Raw genomic sequence first — 16312 nt, forward strand, 5'->3', positions numbered from 1 at the left:
CGTAGGTCGTGGGCGCCGGCGGGATCCGCCGGGGACCATTTTACGGACCCGCGCCGACCCGTCTCACCGCACGTCGTGCAGCGCGGCCGAGCGGGCCAGCGACCCGAGGGTCCCGACGAGCAGCTCGCGCTCGGCGGCCTTGATCCGCTCGTGCAGCTCCTCCTCGGTGTCCCCGTCCTGCACGGGCACCGCCGCCTGGGCCAGGATCGGTCCGGCGTCGACGTCGGCGACGACCTCGTGGACGGTGACGCCGGTGACCTTCACCCCGTGCGCGAGGGCGTCCCGGACGGCGTGCGCCCCCGGGAAGGAGGGCAGCAGGGACGGGTGGGTGTTGACGATCCGGCCCCGGAACGCCTCGACGAAGCCCGCGTCCACGATCCGCATGAACCCGGCGAACAGGACCCGGTCGGGCGCGTGGGCGGCCACGGCGTCCTGCAGGGCCAGGTTCCAGCGCGCGCGGTCCGGGTGGTCCGCGGGCCGGACGAGGAACGTCGGGATCCCGGACGCCTCCGCGCGCTCGAGCCCGCGGCAGGGCTTGTCCGCGCCCACGGCAGCGATCCCGACGTCGATCCGGCCCTCCTCGACGGCGTCGAGGACCGCCTGCAGGTTGGTGCCGGAGCCGGAGACCATGACCACGATGCGCATGCCGTCGAGTCTAGTCGTGCGGCAGCGGGAGGCTCCGCGCAGGTGGCCTAGAGTGAGGAGCATGACCCCTCCCCGGCCGAGCCCCGAAACTGCCCCTGCGGACGCACGGAGCGCCGCCACGACCCGCACGGCGGGAGCCGCGCTGGTGTGCGCGGCCGTCGCCCTGGTGCTCGTCGGCTCGGGGCTGTGGCTGACCGTCGCCGGGGTCGTGGCGGCGGCCGCGGGCCTCGGACTGGGCATCGCCGCGCTCGTGCGCTCCCGCGGGACGGGCCGGCGCAGGCTGCTGGTCGTGAGCGCGGTCGCCGCGATCGTGCTGGGCCTCCTGAGCCTGGTCACCGGCGGGGCGCGGCTGGCCCTGTGGCCGGTGGCCGAGGCCTACCAGCAGTGCGTGTCCAGCACGCTCACCCTCTCCGGGACGGCCCAGTGCCAGCAGGAGCTCGAGGACGGGATCTGGAGCTACCTCTCCGGCGGCCCGGAGGCCTCCGCGGACTCCTCCGGCCCCGCCGGCGCGTCCACGTCGAACGCCTCGTCGGACCCCGAGGGCTCCGCGCCGGCCGCTCGGCGGCTCTGACCCGCGCGCGGGTCCGGTTCGCCGCCGGCAGGCTCCGGCGCGATGCGCCCCCCGGCCGAGCGCATCGCGCGCCGCGCCGCGGCCTCGGCCCGGCGCCGCCGTCGGGTCTCGCGCCGCCCGAGCCCCTCGCCCGGGACGCCGCGGGACGGCGCGAACGGCGGCTCGTGCTCGAGCCACGGGCCCAGCACGTAGCCGAGGACCGCGCCCACCGCCACCTCCGCCCCGAACCACAGCAGGACGTCGAGGCCGTCCGGGCCGACCACCGTCAGCCGGCCGAGCCCGAGCGAGCCGTGCGCCAGCCAGCTCAGCAGCATCACCAGCACGCCCGCGACCGCCCCGATGAGCAGCCCGGTCAGCAGCGTGGCGAGCGGGAAGGTGATCCAGCGGGCGGGCAGCCGCAGGGCCATCCAGTCGTCGAGGTGGTTCTCGCCCTCGCGCAGGAACCACCAGCCGGCGAGCACCCCGGCCAGCACCGGCAGCACCAGCACGGCGAGCGACCAGGCCGGCAGCTCGGCGGGCGGCAGCGCGGCGAGGGCCGGGAGCATCGGGACGGGACCGGCGTCCGTGCCCAGCGGTGACACGCGCGTGCCGGCGCCGACCTCGAACCCCGCACCCGTGGCCCAGGCCAGGGCGTAGACCGCGAGGTTCGGCAGGTAGCCCAGCTGCAGCCCCGTGAGGGCGGTGTCCCCGGGCACGCCGGTGCCCAGCCGCTGGTAGACGTTGACCACGTCGTTCCAGTTCCACAGCAGCGCGGCGGCCAGCAGCGTCGCCCCGACGCCCACTCCGGCGACGGCCGCGACGAAGCCCGCCCGCAGCACCGCCCACACGTACGAACCGGCCCACCGTGAGTACTGACTGGTCCGCTCGACCCACGCGGCGGCGTTGACGCCGATCAGCCCGGGCAGCGAGCGGGAGGCACGATAGGCCCCGACGAACGCCCCCAGCGCCACCGGCACGAGCGGGAAGACCGCCGCGGCCCCCGGGCTCGCCGCGACCTCGCCGGTGCCGAAGAGCAGCCCGGCCACGGCCCCGGCCGCGGAGTACACGGCGAGCCCGCTCAGGTACGGCTGCCAGAACTGCCCCTCCCAGCAGGCGCGCGCGAGCCGTCCCCCGGCGCGCCACGCGAGCGCGAACGGCACGAGGGTGAGCCCGAGCGGGACGAGGTTGAGCGTCCCGGTGGTCGCGGGCAGCCCCGCCCCGGGGTCCAGGGCGACCTGCAGCGGGGTGAGGTGGGCGAGCAGCCACACCTGGCCGGAGAGCACGAAGCTCCCGGCCAGGCCGAGGGAGTCCGAGCCGTCGGCGAGCCACACCATGAGGACGGTCAGCAGCACCAGCAGGTAGGAGACCACGGCCACCGAGCCGAGTTCCAGCACGCCCTGCAGCCACAGCGGCATGGGGACACCGCGGCGGTCGGCGGACGGAGCGGGGGAGGAAGAGCCTTGGGAGTTCATCACCGCCCATCTTCCCACGCGCGTCCGGGACCTCGGCCGAGGCTTCACGGCGCCTTCACCGGCGGGCCACGTGCCGCTTCCCGGGGGGACGCCTCCGCCGGAGAGGCTCGGGCCATGAGAGTCGCCGTGGTCGCCGAGCAGTTCCTCCCCCACCTGAACGGTGTCACCCACTCGGTCCTTAGGGTGGTCGAGCAGCTGGGCGCCCGCGGCCACGACGTCGTGGTCGTGGCGCCCTCCTACGACCCCGCACCGCTGGGGCGCCGCACGGAGGAGGTCGTCGAGGAGCTCGGCGGGGTCCCCGTGCACCGGCTGCCCGCCCTGCCCCTCACCGGTTATCCCGACGTGCGCGTGGCGGGCGGGACCGTGGCCCGGGTGCGGCGGCAGCTGGAGCGGTTCCGCCCCGACGTCGTCCACGTCGCCTCCCCGTTCGTCCTGGGCCGGCGGGCGATCCTGGCCGCCCACCAGCTCGGCGTGCCGTCCGTGGCGGTGTACCAGACCGACGTGCCCGGCTACGCGGCGAAGTACGGCGCCCCGTTCCTCGAGCAGCTCCTGTGGGGACACGTGCGCAGCATGCACAACGCCGCGACCCTGACCCTCGCCCCGTCCTCGTCCGCCGTCGGGCAGCTCGTCGCGCACGGGGTGCGCGACGTGCACCTGTGGCGGCGGGGCGTGGACACCACCCGGTTCTGCCCGCGGCACCGCGACGAGCGGTGGCGGGCGGAGGTCGGCGGCGGGCGCCGGATCGTGGGCTACGTGGGCCGGATCGCCCCGGAGAAGCAGGTCGAGGACCTCGCCGCGGTCGCGGACCTGCCCGGCACCCGCCTCGTCGTCGTGGGCTCGGGGCCGGAGGAGGAGGCCCTGCGCCGCCGGCTCCCGGGCGCGCACTTCACCGGCCGGCGCTCCGGGGCGGACCTCGCCCGCATCATGGCGTCCTTCGACGTGTTCGTCCACCCGGGAGAGTTCGAGACGTTCTGCCAGACGATCCAGGAGGCCATGGCCTCCGGGGTGCCGGTGGTGGCGACGGGACGGGGCGGGCCCGTGGACCTCGTGGACTCCTCCCGCACCGGCTGGCTCTATCCGCCCGGGGACCTGACGGCCCTGCGCGGGCACGTGGCCGACCTCCTGGGCGACGACGCCAAGCGGGCCGCCTTCGGGGCGGCCGCGCACGCCGCGGTCCAGGGCCGGACGTGGGACGTCCTGGTCGGGCAGCTGATCGAGCACTACGACCGGGCCGTGGCGCTGGGCGCCCGCGAGCACGGCCCCCGCTCCCGCCGCGCCGCCTGAGGCCTATCCCCGGACGGGAGTCACGTCGAGCACGGGCACCCCGGTGCCCGCGTACCGCTGCGGCTCGGCGCTCAGCACGGTCAGTCCGTGCACCAGGGCGGTGGCCGCGGTCAGACCGGCCACCGGGTCGGCCGTCCCTGCGGCGCCCAGGCCTCCCCACGCCCTGCTCACGGCGGCGTCCACGGGGAGCACGCGGTCGGGGAAGCGCAGCTCGAGCTGCTCCGTCCACTGCGCCTCGTCGGGCCGCCCGGCCAGCAGCTCGCCCAGCACCAGGGCGGACAGGAAGAGCCGCCGGTGGCCGTGCTGGCGCAGGACCCCGGCCAGCTCGGGCGAGCGGTCCGGGGTGCGCACCCCGAGCAGCACGGAACGGTCCAGGAGCAGGTCCACGTCGTCGGTCCTCGGCCGGGCCTCAGGCCGCGGCGGCGAGCTGCCCGCGCACGGGGGCCAGCAGGAAGTCGACGAACTCCGTGCGCGCCTGCACCACGCGGGCGTAGTCGTCGATGCTCATCGCGGCGGTGCCGAGCACGGCGGCGGCGGCAGGGGGGCCGCCCAGGTGGGCGACGGCGACAGGGGGAAAGGCATCTGGCATGACCGGGATCCTCGGGGCGCTCTTGCTCGCACCGGGTGCCGCCACTGCGGCGATGCGAGCCGCTTCGTCATCCGAACCACCCGTGAACATGGGGTTGGTGCCCGGTCTAGTCGGAGCTTGGCAACCGGGTCTCTTGAAGCTGTCCCCCATTGAACCACATCGGGCCCCCGCGCGTCCTCCGGCGGCCCCGGTGCAGGCGTGGGCGGGCCTGCGCGCAGGCCTTCCCCGGCCGGTCACCGGGAGGACATCTCGCTGACACATCGTTGCGCTGGAATGGGTGGCGAGCACCGGGGCGGCCCCGCCCATTACGGTTCGGTGACACAACTCGCGACCGGCTTGGCGGTCCGTCGGAGGTGCGGGGTAGCCTGGACCTGCTTCTCGAGATGCGGCGTCCGCGTGCTCGACGGAGGGCCACGGGTCCTCCGGAGGGTCCGCGGAGGGGCTCCGACCCGCTGCGCGCCAACCCGATGTTCACGGGTGGATCGGATGACGAAGCGGTGGGCAACGACACCGGATGCCCACAAGAACGTCAGGAGAAAACATGACCATGTCCGAAGAAAGAACAGCGACCACCACCGACCAGCGGGAGGAGTGGGTCGACGTCACCGTCACCGCCCTCCCCGATCTGCACCTCGTCCGGCTCACCTCGACGGACGGCGGCGTGCAGGAGTACCTCAGCCCGGAGACCGACGACCTCGCCGCCGCGGCGGAGCACACGACGGGCAGCGCGCAATGGTGCGCCAAGTACCGCCAGCTCCTCGTTCCCGGCGCCCTGGCGGCGACGGGACGGCACCCGTTCTTCAAGCTCCACCCCGTGTCCCTCCCGCTGTCGGCGTAGCCGGCGGGCGGGACACGACGAAGGCCGCAGCCCGGTGGGCTGCGGCCTTCGTCGTGGGGGCACCCCGGGGCGGTTCACTCCAGGCCGTAGTCCCCGGCCGGGCCCCAGCCGTCCCCGGCCTCGTCGGCGGACCCCTCGAGGTCCCACTCGGAGGCCTCGAGCTCGAAGGGCACGGAGACGTCGAGCTCGGCGTCGGAGACCCGGTTCACCACGAACGGGTCCTCCGGCTCGTCCGGGGGCGGGACGGGTCCGGTCACAGGGGATCCTCTCGGTCGGCGGCGGCACGGCCGCCACGGCACGGACCGGCGGGGCGTCGCCGGGACGACAGAACCGCCGCCGGGCGCAGGGCTCGACGGCGGTTCTGGACGATCAGCGGGCGCGCAGGCCCGCGGAGGGGATCGTCAGGAGATGACGGTGATGTTCGCGGCCTGGGGGCCCTTGGGGCCGTCCTGGGTCTCGAACTCGACGCGGTCGTTCTCGTTCAGGGAGCGGAAGCCACCCGAGTTGATCGCGGAGAAGTGGGCGAAGACGTCCTTGGAGCCGTCCTCGGGGGTGATGAAGCCGAAGCCCTTGTCAGCGTTGAACCACTTGACGATACCGGTAGTCATGGAGAGACCTGATCTTTCATGAGATGCACGTTTCCCGACGTTCGAGAAACACAAAAGTTGTGATGCGTGGAAAACGTCTTCTCAGAAAAACTGCTGCACCCGGATGGGCCGAACTGCTTGAAATACAAAAACGAACCTCAACAACCGGGGACCACTCTACACGAGTTCCGGCACCACGCCACCCGGGCGGCGCAGAGGGCGGAGGTCCCGGGCACCCGCACCGGGACGTGGTGGACCTTCTCGCCCGCGGGCCGGTCCTGCCGGGCTCCCGGCGGGACCGGAACAGCGGCACCGGCCCCGCCGGGGCAGAGTCCTCCGTCGGGAGCCGCTCAGACCGGCGGGGCGCCCAGTTCGATGAGCAGCACCCCGCCGGCGATGAGCGCCACCCCGGCCGCCGTCACCCAGGTGAACGGCTCGCGGAACAGCAGCCGCCCGGCCACCGCCGTCAGCGCCACCCCGGCGGCCGACCAGATGCCGTAGGCGACCCCGAGGGCCATGCCCTCGGCCAGCGCGAGACTCAGGCAGGTGAAGGCCACCAGGTAGCCCGCGACCACGGCGGCGTACCAGCGGGGGCGGCCCCGGGCGGCCGTCCGCAGGGACAGGGTCGCGGCGACCTCGGTGAGGATCGAGCCGGTGAGGAACAGCCAGGCCATCAGACCGCCCCGTCCTGCCGCCGGGCGGGACGGTGGGAGCCGATCTCCACGCAGAGCACTCCGGCCACGACCAGCCCGATCCCGGCCAGCACGGCCGGGCTCAGCTGCTCGTCGAAGACCACGGCCGCCCCCAGGGCGGTGAGCGTCACGCCCAGGGCGGCCCACACGCCGTAGGCGACCCCCACGGGTGTGCCCCGGCGCAGCACGGCGGCGAGGAACGCGAAGGCGGCGCCGTAGCCGGTGACGACGAGCGCGTACCAGGCGGGCTGGTCCAGCGCGGCCTTCAGCGACAGCGTGGCCACCACCTCGCTGAGCACGGCGGCGATCAGCAGCAGCCAGCGCACCACGGCTCAGTCCGCCAGCAGCGCGTCGGCCACTGCCCGGACCCGCACCCGCTCGTCCGGGTCGGGGGCGAAGACGCCCGCGGCGTCGGCGAACCACACGCCGTCGGCGAGCAGCCGCACGGCCAGCAGCCGGCTCCGGCGCTCGGCGGGCAGGTCCTCGGGCAGGTCCACCCACGGCGCCACCCGCGCGACCCAGCGCTCCTTGAGCGTGGCGCGCAGCCGCTGGTCCGTGAGCATCACCAGGTCCGTCTCGTCGACCTCGCCCGAGAGACACCAGTCCAGGTAGGCGCGCAGCCGCTCCTCGGCAGGCACCTGCTCCGGCGGGGCGGAGAGGCGGCGGGACATCTGCGCGTCCCAGCCGTCCATCACCCGGTCCACCAGGGCGAGCATCAGCGCCTCCTTGGTGGGGAAGTGGTACATCACGCCCGGCTTGGTCAGTCCCACCTGGTGTGCGGCCGAGGCGAGGGAGACCGTGCCGCCGCTCCGGATCAGCTCGAGGGCGCCGCCGAGGATCCGCTCGCGGGAAGAGGTGTTCATAAGTAGGACTTTACCAACCGGAAGGATGGTGTCACGATGTGACGCGTGGCCGGTGTGATGCACAGCACTCCAGCGGCCCGCTGCAGGACGACGACGTCCCGCCCCGTCCGGTCCGCGCAGGACCGGTCACCGGGCGCACCACGCTCTGGACCACTCTCCACAGGAGGATCCGTCCCATGACCACTGCCGTGCACGACAGCACGTCGAACACCGAGGCCCCCGCCGGCGCGCAACGCGCCCGGCCGGCCGTGAACCGGGTCGTCTTCGCCGGCTCCGGCGTCAGCATCATCCTGTTCTCGCTGTGGGCGATCCTCGCCCCCGACCAGGCCTCCACGGTGATCAGCGCCGTGGTCGGCTGGATCGCCACCAACATGGGCTGGTTCTACGTGCTGACCGCCACCGTGGTGACGGTCTTCGTGCTCGTGGTGGCGTTCTCCCGCGAGGGCACGATCAAGATGGGCCCGGACCACTCCAAGCCCCAGTACAACCTCTTCACCTGGACCGCGATGCTGTTCGCGGCGGGCATCGGCATCGACCTGCTGTTCTTCTCCGTGGCCGAGCCGGTCACCCAGTACTACGGCCCGCCCACCGGGGACGGCGGGACGGCCGAGGCCACCCGCATGGCCGTGGTGTGGACCCTGTTCCACTACGGCGTGAGCGGCTGGGCGATGTACGCCCTGATGGGCATGGCCTTCGGCTACTTCGCCTACCGCTGGAACATGCCGCTGAGCATCCGCTCGGCCCTCTACCCGCTGATCGGCAAGCGGGTGCACGGCCGGGCCGGGGACGCCGTGGACATCGCCGCGCTGCTGGGCACGATCTTCGGCGTGGCCACCTCGCTGGGCATCGGCGTGGTGCAGCTCAACTACGGCCTGTTCCTGCTGTTCGGGATCGAGGAGGGCGTCGCCGCCCAGATCGGGCTCATCGTCGTCGCCGTCGTCATGGCCACCGCCTCGTGCGTCTCGGGCGTGGACAAGGGCATCCGCCGGCTCTCGGAGCTCAACGTGCTGATGGCCGTGGCGCTGATCGTCTGGGTGCTCGTGGCCGGCCGGACCTCGTTCCTGCTCGACGCCATGGTGCAGAACCTCGGCGACTACGTCTCCGCGCTGCCCGGGATCACCCTGGACACCTTCGCCTACACGGGCGCCGCGGAGTGGATGGCCGGGTGGACGCTGTTCTTCTGGGCCTGGTGGATCGCCTGGGCGCCGTTCGTGGGGCTCTTCCTGGCGCGCATCTCCCGCGGCCGCACGCTGCGCGAGTTCGTGATCGCGACCCTGACCGTGCCGTTCGTGTTCATCCTCATCCTGGTCTCGATCTTCGGCAACAGCGCCCTGGCGATCGTCACCGGCGGCGACGACGCCTTCGGCCAGGTCGCCATGAACACCCCCGAGCGGGCCTTCTACTCCCTGCTCGAGCAGTATCCGGGCGCCCCGCTGCTGATCGCGCTCGCCTCGCTGGCCGGGCTGCTGTTCTACGTCACCAGCGCCGATTCGGGCGCGCTCGTGATGTCCACGTTCACCTCGACCATCCAGGACCCGACCCAGGACGGGCCCAAGTGGCTCCGCGTCTTCTGGGCCGCCGCCACCGGCCTGCTGACCCTGGCGATGCTGCTCGTCGGCGGCGTGGCCACCCTGCAGGCGGCCACGCTCATCATCGGCCTGCCCTTCTCGATCGTGATGTACCTGGTGATGATCGGGTTCTGGAAGGCTCTGCGCACCGAGCGCTCCCAGCGCGAAGGGCGCAGCTCCACCCGCCGCTCCGCGGCCGCCTCCCGCATTCCCGGCCCGGACAGCCACTGGCGCCGGCGGCTCTCCCGGACCGGCTCGTTCCCGGGCCCGCGGGCCGTGCTCCGCTACGAGGAGCAGGTGCTGGCCCCGGCGCTGGCGGAGGTCGTCGAGGAGTTCCGGGCCCATGGCCGCGACGCCGAGCTCACCAGCTCGGTGGTCGGCTACCAGGGGCTGTCCGAGCACACGCTGAGCGTGCACATGGGCAAGGACCGGGGCTTCTGCTACCAGATCTATCCGGTGGCCACCCCGGTGCCCGCCTTCGGCGGGTTCCGCACCAACCCGGACTCCGACCTCTACTACCGCCTCGAGGTCTTCAGCGAGACCGGCTCGCAGGGCACCGACGTCATGGACTGGGACCGCGAACAGGTCATCAACGACGTCCTCGACAGCTGGGAGGCGCATCTGGCCTTCCTGAGCATCCACACCGGCCCGTCCAGGATCCAGGACGGCGCCGAGGGCCACCCCGACTGGTCCACCGACATCCACGACGTGCCGACGGGGCAGATCCCCGCGGTGAAGGAGGAACACCCGTGACCGAGACACTGTTCATCGACGGACGCTGGGAGGCCGCCGCCGAGGGCGGCACCCGCACCATCGTCTGCCCGGCCGACGGCACCGAGGTCGGCGTGGTCGCCGAGGCCACGGCCGAGGACACCGGTCGCGCGATCGCCGCGGCCCGTCGCGCCTTCGACGACGGCCGCTGGTCGTCGGTGCCCGCCCCGGCGCGCGGTGACCTGCTGCTGCGGGTCGCCGCCCGGCTGCGCGAGCGCAAGGACGAGTTCGCCCGCGCCGAGTCCCTGGACACCGGCAAGCGCCTGGTCGAGTCCGAAATCGACATGGACGACATCGCCGCGTGCTTCGCGTGGTTCGGCAAGAACGCCGCCGAGCAGGCCGGCCGCGTCGTCGACGCCGGGGACCCCGCCGTGGTCTCCACGGTCGTCACCGAGCCGGTGGGGGTGTGCGGGATGATCACGCCCTGGAACTACCCGCTGCTGCAGGCCGCCTGGAAGATCGCCCCGGCGCTGGCCGCCGGCTGCACCTTCGTGCTCAAGCCCGCCGAGCTCACCCCGCACACGGCGATCCTGATGATGCAGGTCCTCCAGGAGGTCGGCCTGCCCGACGGCGTGGCCAACCTCGTGCTCGGCGCGGGCGCCGAGGCCGGTGCGCCGCTGTCCTCGTCCCCGGACGTGGACCTGGTCTCCTTCACCGGCGGCGTGCTGACCGGCCGGCGGATCGCGGCCGCCGCCGCGCCGACCGTCAAGAAGATCGCCCTGGAGCTGGGCGGGAAGAACCCCAACGTGGTCTTCGCCGACGCCGACTTCGACGCCGCCGTGGACAACGCCCTCAACGGCGCGTTCGTGCACTCGGGGCAGGTCTGCTCGGCCGGGGCCCGCCTGGTGGTCGAGGAGTCGATCGCCGAGCGCTTCGTCGACGAGCTCGTCCGCCGGGCCGAGCAGATCCGCCTCGGCGGGCCCTTCGACGACCGGGCCGAGACCGGGGCGATCATCTCGGCCGCCCAGCGCGAGAAGGTCCACGCCTACGTGCAGCGCGCCCGTGAGCAGGGCGCCCGGATCCGCACCGGCGGCGCCTACTCGACCGGGGCATCCGCCGACGGGACGCTGGACCTGGAGCAGGGCTTCTTCTACCCGCCCACCGTCATCGACCGGTGCACCCGGGAGATGGACTGCGTCCACGACGAGGCCTTCGGCCCCACCGTCACGGTCGAGACGTTCCGCACCGAGGACGAGGCCGTCGAGATCGGCAACGACACGATCTACGGCCTCGCCGGTGCGGTGTGGACCCAGGACGCCGGGCGGGCCCAGCGCGTGGCCGCGCGGCTGCGCCACGGCACGATCTGGATCAACGACTACCACCCCTACCTGCCGCAGGCCGAGTGGGGCGGGATGAAGCAGTCGGGCATCGGCCGCGAGCTCGGCCCCACCGGCCTGGGCGAGTACCAGGAGCTCAAGCACGTCTACCAGAACACCGCCCCGGCCGTGACCGGCTGGTTCGCCCAGCACTGAGCCGCTTCCGCACGGCGTCGTCGTCCCCGGATCCGCGGGGACGACGACGGCGCGGGCCCGCGGACCCTCGTTCCACGATTTCTGCCCCGATTTCTGCAAGGAGACAGACCATGACCGTTCCCAGCACGACCCCCGCCCCCGACGCCCCGCAGGAGTTCGACTACCTGGTGGTCGGCGGAGGCTCCGCCGGCGCCGTCGTCGCCGCCCGCCTGTCCGAGGACCCGTCCGTGACGGTCGGGCTGATCGAGGCCGGCCCGCACGACCAGGGCATCGACGAGGTGCTGACCCTCAGCCGCTGGATGGAGCTGCTGGAGTCCGCCTACGACTGGGACTACCCGCTCGAGGAGCAGGAGAACGGCAACTCGTTCATGCGCATGGCCCGCGCCAAGGTGCTGGGCGGGTGCTCCTCGCACAACTCGTGCATCGCCTTCTGGGCCCCCGCCGAGGACATCGACGAGTGGGAGGAGAAGTTCGGCGCCGAGGGCTGGAACGCCGAGACCGCCTTCCGGCTCTACCAGAAGCTCGAGACCAACGACGACGAGGGCGCACACCACGGCCACGACGGGCCCGTGCACCTCATGCAGATCCCCGACAACGACCCCTGCGGTGTGGCCGTGCTCGAGGCCTGCGAGCAGGCCGGGATCCCGCGCACCCCGTTCAACACCGGCAAGACCGTGGTCAACGGCGCGAACTTCTTCCAGGTCAACCGCAGGCCGGACGGCACCCGGGCCTCGGCCTCCGTGTCCTACCTGCACCCGGTCGCCGACCGGGAGAACCTCACGGTCCTGCACTCCACGCAGGCCAAGCGCGTGGTCGTCGAGGACGGCCGCGCCGTGGGCGTCGAGGTCGTGGACAACGCCTTCGGCACGGCCCGCACCGTGCGCGCCCGCCGCGAGGTGGTCGTCTCCGCCGGTGCCATCGACACCCCCAAGCTGCTGATGCTCTCGGGCGTGGGCCCGGCGGAGCACCTGCGCGAGGTCGGCGTGGACGTGCTCGTGGACGCCCCCGGGGTCGGCGCGAACCTGCAGGACCACCCCGAGGGCGTGATCCAGTGGGAGGCCAAGCAGCCCATGGTCACCGAGTCCACCCAGTGGTGGGAGGCCGGGATCTTCACCCAGGTGGACCCGGACACCGACCGGCCGGACCTGATGATGCACTACGGCTCGGTGAACTTCGACATGCACACCTACCGGCAGGGCTACCCGACCGCGGACAACGCCTTCTGCCTCACCCCCAACGTGACCCACGCCCGCTCCCGCGGCACGGTCCGGCTGCGCTCCCGGGACTTCCGCGACAAGCCCAGGGTGGACCCCCGTTACTTCACCGACCCGGAGGGCTACGACATGCGGATCATGACCGCCGGGATCCGCAAGGCCCGCGAGATCGTGGCCCAGTCCCCGCTGGCCGAGTGGGCCGGGGAGGAGCTGTTCCCCGGCAAGGACGTGCAGACGGACGAGGAGATCGCCGACTACGTGCGCCGGACGCACAACACCGTCTACCACCCGGCCGGCTCCTGCCGGATGGGCCCGGCCGAGGACGCGATGTCCCCGCTCGACCCGCAGCTGCGGGTCAAGGGCGTGGCCGGGCTGCGCGTGGCCGACGCCTCGGTGATGCCGGAGCTGACCACCGTCAACCCCAACATCACCGTCTACATGATCGGCGAGCGGGCCGCGGAGCTGATCGCCGCGGACGCCGGCGCGGAGCTGGTCGCCGCGGAGGCCGGCGCCTGAGCGTCCGCCCCGCGGAGCAGGACGGCGGCGGGCCCCGGGTCGGACGACCCGGGGCCCGCCGCCGATGCCGGCCGGGACGCGCTCAGCTCATGAGCTTGTCCACCAGCGCCTGGGCGAACTCCGGCGAGACGTCCCCGTAGTTGAGCGAGAAGTCCTCGTCCACCTTCGCCGGCAGCAGCCCCGAGCACAGCACGGCGGCGCGGGCGTAGAGCCCCGACAGCTCCGCCCCGATGGGCACGGACAGCAGCTCCAGCTCGGGGTCGTAGGAGACGATCGGCACCCCGGCCTGCCGGGCCGCGAAGTGCTTGCCGAGGCCCGAGGCCACGAACCGCGCGTGGCCGGACTCGACGTCGGCCGGGGTGCGGAACGCGTACCGCGTCCGGTGGTGGTGGTTGATCCGGTACAGCCCCGGCCGGTTCCGGTCCTCGGTGAGCTCCCAGGTGGCGTCCTCGGGCACGAAGCGCTCGGCCACCCCGTTGTACTGCATCTCCGCGCGCCGCAGGTTCTCCTCGATCTCGGAGAGCGGGGGCAGGGTGTCCAGCATCACGGGCCCGGCGTCGAGGACGACGTCGCAGAAGTCCTCGGGCAGGGCCTCCTGCAGCTTCTCGAGGTCCACGTCCTGGAGCAGGGTCGTGGCGTGGTCCTCCGGGGAGAGCACCACCACGGACGCGTCCTGCGCGGCGGCCGCCTCGGCCACCACGGCCTCCTTCTCGGGGGTCCACCCGCCCGTGAGCAGCACCGAGCCGTCCACGAGCTGGGTGAGGGAGGGCTTGCAGACCTGCCAGCGCCGCACGGTCCAGTGCTCGTCGCGGACCACCTCGAGGAACCCGAGAGCCTGCAGGTGGCCCACGAACCACTCCTCGAAGCGTTCCGAGTCCTCCAGCTGCCGGGCCACGATCGACAGGCTGGAGCGCTTGCCCCCGCCCAGGAACGTGAGGGCGTCGCGGAACGCCGCCCAGGACGTGGGGTACTCCCCCTCGTCCGGGCCGATGAAGCGCAGCGCGTCCACGGACCCGGTGGAGGTGATCGCGGACAGCTTCGTGAGCCGGCCGGGGTAGCGCTTCTGCAGCCCGCACTGGGCGCACTCGCCGAAGATCCAGGGCGCCCTGGCCTTGGGCTCCATGGCGGGCAGCACGATGCGGTGCCGGCCGGTGGCCAGGCAGGACCGGCCCTCCGGCTGGGGCAGCACGTTGGTGCGCTCGAGCAGCAGCTGCCCCTCGGAGGAGTGCCAGCCGGGGGCGCCGGGAACCTCGTGCTCCGCGGAGGCCTCCCGCGCGGGCAGGTTGTCGAAGGAGCCCTGCACGTACTGCTCGGGCAGCTCCGCCACCGCTGCGGCCGTGACCGGCCACAGGGGCTCCTCCTCGGTGTGGACCATCTCGCCCTCGTAGCCGAGGGAGCGCTGGGTGAGGTAGAAGGACGAGTCCCGCAGCTTGAACTCCCGGCGCTGCCTGACCGTGCGCCCCGCCTTGAGCACGAGGGTGTAGTCGTTGGGCTTGAGCGTGCCGTCGGCCCGGGACAGGGGCGTGCCCTGCAGCGAGATCTGGAACGGCGGCACGCGGGCCTCCGTGAGCTTCGCCTTCTCGAGCTTGAAGGAGTGCGGGTTGCGCCACTCGCACTCCACGGTCAGGGGCACGTCCGAGTCCGAGGTGATCGTCACCTGCGGGGGCCGCTGCGTGGACCAGCGCACCACGTCGCCGGGGATGCGCAGACCGCCGGAGAGGGTCACCGCGGACACCAGCCGCGGCACGAGACCGGAGAAGTTGTCGTTGGCGGTGAGCTCGGGGTTGCCCGCGCGCAGCACCTGCACGTCGTCGAACATCACCCAGCCCTCCGCGAGGCCGTGCGTGCCGGCCTCCACGAAGCGGTAGTCCGGGGAGGCGGAGTCGTCGAGGATGCGCTTGATCTGGGCGATCCACTCGGGCTCGTCACGGACCATGATCCGGCAGGGCCAGGCCGCCGGGATGTGGTCCACGGAGATGAAGGTGTCCGAGAACCCGTCCTTGGCGAAGATCACGACCGGGCGCGGGTTGCGCTCGAAGCGCACGTCCCCGGCGCTGAGCTGCAGCGCCCCGCCCAGCAGCGTCTCCGGGTCCATCCGGGCGGTGTAGGCCGACACGCCCAGGAAGGCGTCCCCGATGAAGGACAGGAACACGGTGCGGGGCCCCGCGGTGGTCTCCAGCTCCACCTCCCGGCCGGAGAGGAAGCGCTTGGGCACGACGAAGCCGAGCTCGAACACGGGATTGCCCACGTAGTCGGTGCTGTCCGCCAGGGACAGCGAGCACGACTTGACCGCGCTGCGGCCCGGCCCCCGGCCGTTCGCACGGACCTCGGCGCGGGCCTGCTCCCGGGACTGCTCCCACACCGCGAGCTCCGCCAGGGCGATCTCCAGTCCGGGCTCCCGGGTGAGCGGGTTCGCCCAGACCTGCTTCATGGCCTTCGAGGCCTTCGTCTCGGCCATGTCGAGCCAGAAGTCGAGGTAGACCCCGAGCTCGGCGGCGGAGAGCCCCTGGGCGGTGGTCATGCCCAGGTCCTCGAACATGCGGTGCAGCTGGCGGCGCTCGGCCTCGCCGAACATCGTCTGGGACAGCGCGAGGCCCACGGGGCGCTGGTTCACCGCGTACGCGGTGGGCAGGCCGATCTCGCCGTCGCGCAGCTCGAGCCAGTAGCGCAGCGCGTCCCAGTACGCCTCGGTGTCCTTCTTGAACGAGGACTCGAGGGCCTTGGCGTTGTCCGGGCCGGCCTGCAGCAGCACGGTCAGCGGCAGGAAGAAGGTCGAGACGGACTTGTTGCCCGTGCGCGCCGCCAGGGTGGACATGTGCCGCCCGGCGAGCGCGAACAGCGCCAGGAGGGCGACGACGGGCGGCGGCGGGATCTCCGCGATGGAGTCCAGGCTGCGGCGGGTCGCGCGGTACCACTGGCCGTTGAGGCGGTTGAACGCGTCGAACACCGAGCGCCGCCCGTCCCCGGTCACCAGCAGCGGCGTCACGGAGTCCGCGAGCGCCCGCAGGGCCGAGGGCCCGTCGAGCCCCAGCTCCTCGCCGATCGAGGCGAGGGTCTTGTCGTCGAGGTCGAGGTAGATCAGCTCCCCCGCCCGCTCCGGGCCGAAGAAGGCCGCGCAGACGGCGTCGTTCCACCGGAGGTAGGCGAGCTCCTCGGCACTGTCGGCAATGGCATGGTCTCCGAGGCGGAGCCCAGCAGTGTCGGGCACGAGTCCTCCGTCCGCGGCCGCACGTGGGGCCGCTGTCGTCGTT

General features: G+C 73.0%; 16 protein-coding genes and 2 riboswitches. Of the genes, 6 read left to right on the plus strand and 10 right to left on the minus strand.

Annotation, left to right across the window (positions count from 1 at the left end; all coding sequences use genetic code 11):
- Window positions 1–63: 63 nt before the first annotated feature.
- Window positions 64–645: a phosphoribosylglycinamide formyltransferase gene (purN, locus tag RE027_RS09800; protein ID WP_368808070.1), complete on the minus strand. Its 582-nt coding sequence runs from the start codon at window positions 643–645 to the stop codon at window positions 64–66.
- A 61-nt stretch (window positions 646–706) separates the two neighbouring features.
- Here purN and RE027_RS09805 point away from each other — a divergent pair, with 61 nt between their 5' ends.
- Window positions 707–1216 (plus strand): hypothetical protein, encoded by a 510-nt coding sequence (locus tag RE027_RS09805; protein WP_368808071.1) that lies wholly within the window; start codon window positions 707–709, stop codon window positions 1214–1216.
- Here the strand turns inward: RE027_RS09805 and RE027_RS09810 are convergent.
- Window positions 1102–2610, minus strand: coding sequence for a cell division protein PerM (locus tag RE027_RS09810; RefSeq protein WP_368808072.1), 1509 nt, complete (start codon window positions 2608–2610; stop codon window positions 1102–1104). The genes RE027_RS09805 and RE027_RS09810 overlap by 115 nt on opposite strands.
- Before the next feature lie 171 nt (window positions 2611–2781).
- Here RE027_RS09810 and RE027_RS09815 point away from each other — a divergent pair, with 171 nt between their 5' ends.
- A complete protein-coding gene (locus tag RE027_RS09815) occupies window positions 2782–3951 on the plus strand; it encodes a glycosyltransferase family 4 protein (RefSeq protein ID WP_368808073.1) in 1170 nt (389 codons plus the stop codon).
- A gap of 3 nt (window positions 3952–3954) precedes the next feature.
- Here the strand turns inward: RE027_RS09815 and RE027_RS09820 are convergent, their stop codons facing one another.
- Both RE027_RS09820 and RE027_RS09825 read right to left on the minus strand, forming a co-directional pair.
- On the minus strand, window positions 3955–4338 hold the full coding sequence (locus RE027_RS09820; protein WP_368808074.1) for a PIN domain-containing protein: 384 nt from the start codon (window positions 4336–4338) through the stop codon (window positions 3955–3957).
- Between the two features lie 22 nt (window positions 4339–4360).
- Complete coding sequence (locus RE027_RS09825; RefSeq protein ID WP_368808075.1) at window positions 4361–4540, minus strand: hypothetical protein; 180 nt, start codon at window positions 4538–4540, stop codon at window positions 4361–4363.
- A gap of 13 nt (window positions 4541–4553) precedes the next feature.
- Window positions 4554–4679, minus strand: a riboswitch (SAM riboswitch).
- Between the two features lie 280 nt (window positions 4680–4959).
- Window positions 4960–5073: riboswitch (SAM riboswitch) on the plus strand.
- 8 nt (window positions 5074–5081) lie between these two features.
- On the opposite strand from RE027_RS09825, the gene RE027_RS09830 reads away from it, so the two are divergent.
- Window positions 5082–5378: a hypothetical protein gene (locus tag RE027_RS09830; protein ID WP_368808076.1), complete on the plus strand. Its 297-nt coding sequence runs from the start codon at window positions 5082–5084 to the stop codon at window positions 5376–5378.
- Between the two features lie 74 nt (window positions 5379–5452).
- On the opposite strand, the gene RE027_RS09835 is transcribed toward RE027_RS09830, so the two are convergent.
- The 5 genes from RE027_RS09835 to RE027_RS09855 form a co-directional block, all read right to left on the minus strand.
- Window positions 5453–5635 (minus strand): hypothetical protein, encoded by a 183-nt coding sequence (locus tag RE027_RS09835; protein ID WP_368808077.1) that lies wholly within the window; start codon window positions 5633–5635, stop codon window positions 5453–5455.
- 144 nt (window positions 5636–5779) lie between these two features.
- A complete protein-coding gene (cspE, locus tag RE027_RS09840; protein ID WP_047804984.1) occupies window positions 5780–5986 on the minus strand; it encodes a transcription antiterminator/RNA stability regulator CspE in 207 nt (68 codons plus the stop codon).
- 329 nt (window positions 5987–6315) lie between these two features.
- Window positions 6316–6639 carry a DMT family transporter gene (locus RE027_RS09845; protein WP_368808078.1) on the minus strand — a complete coding sequence of 108 codons (324 nt, stop codon included), beginning with the start codon at window positions 6637–6639 and terminating at the stop codon, window positions 6316–6318.
- Window positions 6639–6986: a DMT family transporter gene (locus tag RE027_RS09850; RefSeq protein WP_368808079.1), complete on the minus strand. Its 348-nt coding sequence runs from the start codon at window positions 6984–6986 to the stop codon at window positions 6639–6641. The genes RE027_RS09845 and RE027_RS09850 overlap by 1 nt, the downstream gene beginning before the upstream one ends.
- A gap of 3 nt (window positions 6987–6989) precedes the next feature.
- Window positions 6990–7520, minus strand: coding sequence for a TetR/AcrR family transcriptional regulator (locus RE027_RS09855; RefSeq protein WP_368808080.1), 531 nt, complete (start codon window positions 7518–7520; stop codon window positions 6990–6992).
- Between the two features lie 176 nt (window positions 7521–7696).
- On the opposite strand from RE027_RS09855, the gene betT reads away from it, so the two are divergent.
- From betT to RE027_RS09870, 3 genes are all read left to right on the plus strand, one after another.
- Window positions 7697–9841 (plus strand): choline BCCT transporter BetT, encoded by a 2145-nt coding sequence (betT, locus tag RE027_RS09860; RefSeq protein WP_368808081.1) that lies wholly within the window; start codon window positions 7697–7699, stop codon window positions 9839–9841.
- Window positions 9838–11331 carry an aldehyde dehydrogenase family protein gene (locus tag RE027_RS09865; RefSeq protein ID WP_368808082.1) on the plus strand — a complete coding sequence of 498 codons (1494 nt, stop codon included), beginning with the start codon at window positions 9838–9840 and terminating at the stop codon, window positions 11329–11331. The genes betT and RE027_RS09865 overlap by 4 nt, the downstream gene beginning before the upstream one ends.
- Before the next feature lie 110 nt (window positions 11332–11441).
- The gene (locus tag RE027_RS09870; protein ID WP_368808083.1) at window positions 11442–13061 is read left to right on the plus strand and encodes a GMC family oxidoreductase; all 1620 of its coding nucleotides are present in this window, start codon (window positions 11442–11444) and stop codon (window positions 13059–13061) included.
- An 82-nt stretch (window positions 13062–13143) separates the two neighbouring features.
- Here RE027_RS09870 and RE027_RS09875 read toward each other — a convergent pair whose 3' ends face one another.
- Window positions 13144–16269 (minus strand): hypothetical protein, encoded by a 3126-nt coding sequence (locus RE027_RS09875; RefSeq protein ID WP_368808084.1) that lies wholly within the window; start codon window positions 16267–16269, stop codon window positions 13144–13146.
- Between the last annotated feature and the right edge of the window lie 43 nt (window positions 16270–16312).

Origin of the sequence: Kocuria sabuli (genome assembly GCF_040981185.1) — a bacterium.
Lineage (GTDB): Bacteria > Actinomycetota > Actinomycetes > Actinomycetales > Micrococcaceae > Kocuria > Kocuria sabuli.

What these genes read in the sequence shown, in the direction of transcription:
- cspE (WP_047804984.1), bottom strand. Translation starts at nt 5,986, where the DNA reads ATGACTACCGGTATCGTCAAGTGGTTCAACGCTGACAAGGGCTTCGGC.
- betT (WP_368808081.1), top strand. Translation starts at nt 7,697, where the DNA reads ATGACCACTGCCGTGCACGACAGCACGTCGAACACCGAGGCCCCCGCC.
- RE027_RS09810 (WP_368808072.1), bottom strand. Translation starts at nt 2,610, where the DNA reads ATGCCGCTGTGGCTGCAGGGCGTGCTGGAACTCGGCTCGGTGGCCGTG.
- RE027_RS09805 (WP_368808071.1), top strand. Translation starts at nt 707, where the DNA reads ATGACCCCTCCCCGGCCGAGCCCCGAAACTGCCCCTGCGGACGCACGG.
- purN (WP_368808070.1), bottom strand. Translation starts at nt 645, where the DNA reads ATGCGCATCGTGGTCATGGTCTCCGGCTCCGGCACCAACCTGCAGGCG.
- RE027_RS09870 (WP_368808083.1), top strand. Translation starts at nt 11,442, where the DNA reads ATGACCGTTCCCAGCACGACCCCCGCCCCCGACGCCCCGCAGGAGTTC.
- RE027_RS09845 (WP_368808078.1), bottom strand. Translation starts at nt 6,639, where the DNA reads ATGGCCTGGCTGTTCCTCACCGGCTCGATCCTCACCGAGGTCGCCGCG.
- RE027_RS09855 (WP_368808080.1), bottom strand. Translation starts at nt 7,520, where the DNA reads ATGAACACCTCTTCCCGCGAGCGGATCCTCGGCGGCGCCCTCGAGCTG.
- RE027_RS09815 (WP_368808073.1), top strand. Translation starts at nt 2,782, where the DNA reads ATGAGAGTCGCCGTGGTCGCCGAGCAGTTCCTCCCCCACCTGAACGGT.
- RE027_RS09830 (WP_368808076.1), top strand. Translation starts at nt 5,082, where the DNA reads ATGACCATGTCCGAAGAAAGAACAGCGACCACCACCGACCAGCGGGAG.
- RE027_RS09825 (WP_368808075.1), bottom strand. Translation starts at nt 4,540, where the DNA reads ATGCCAGATGCCTTTCCCCCTGTCGCCGTCGCCCACCTGGGCGGCCCC.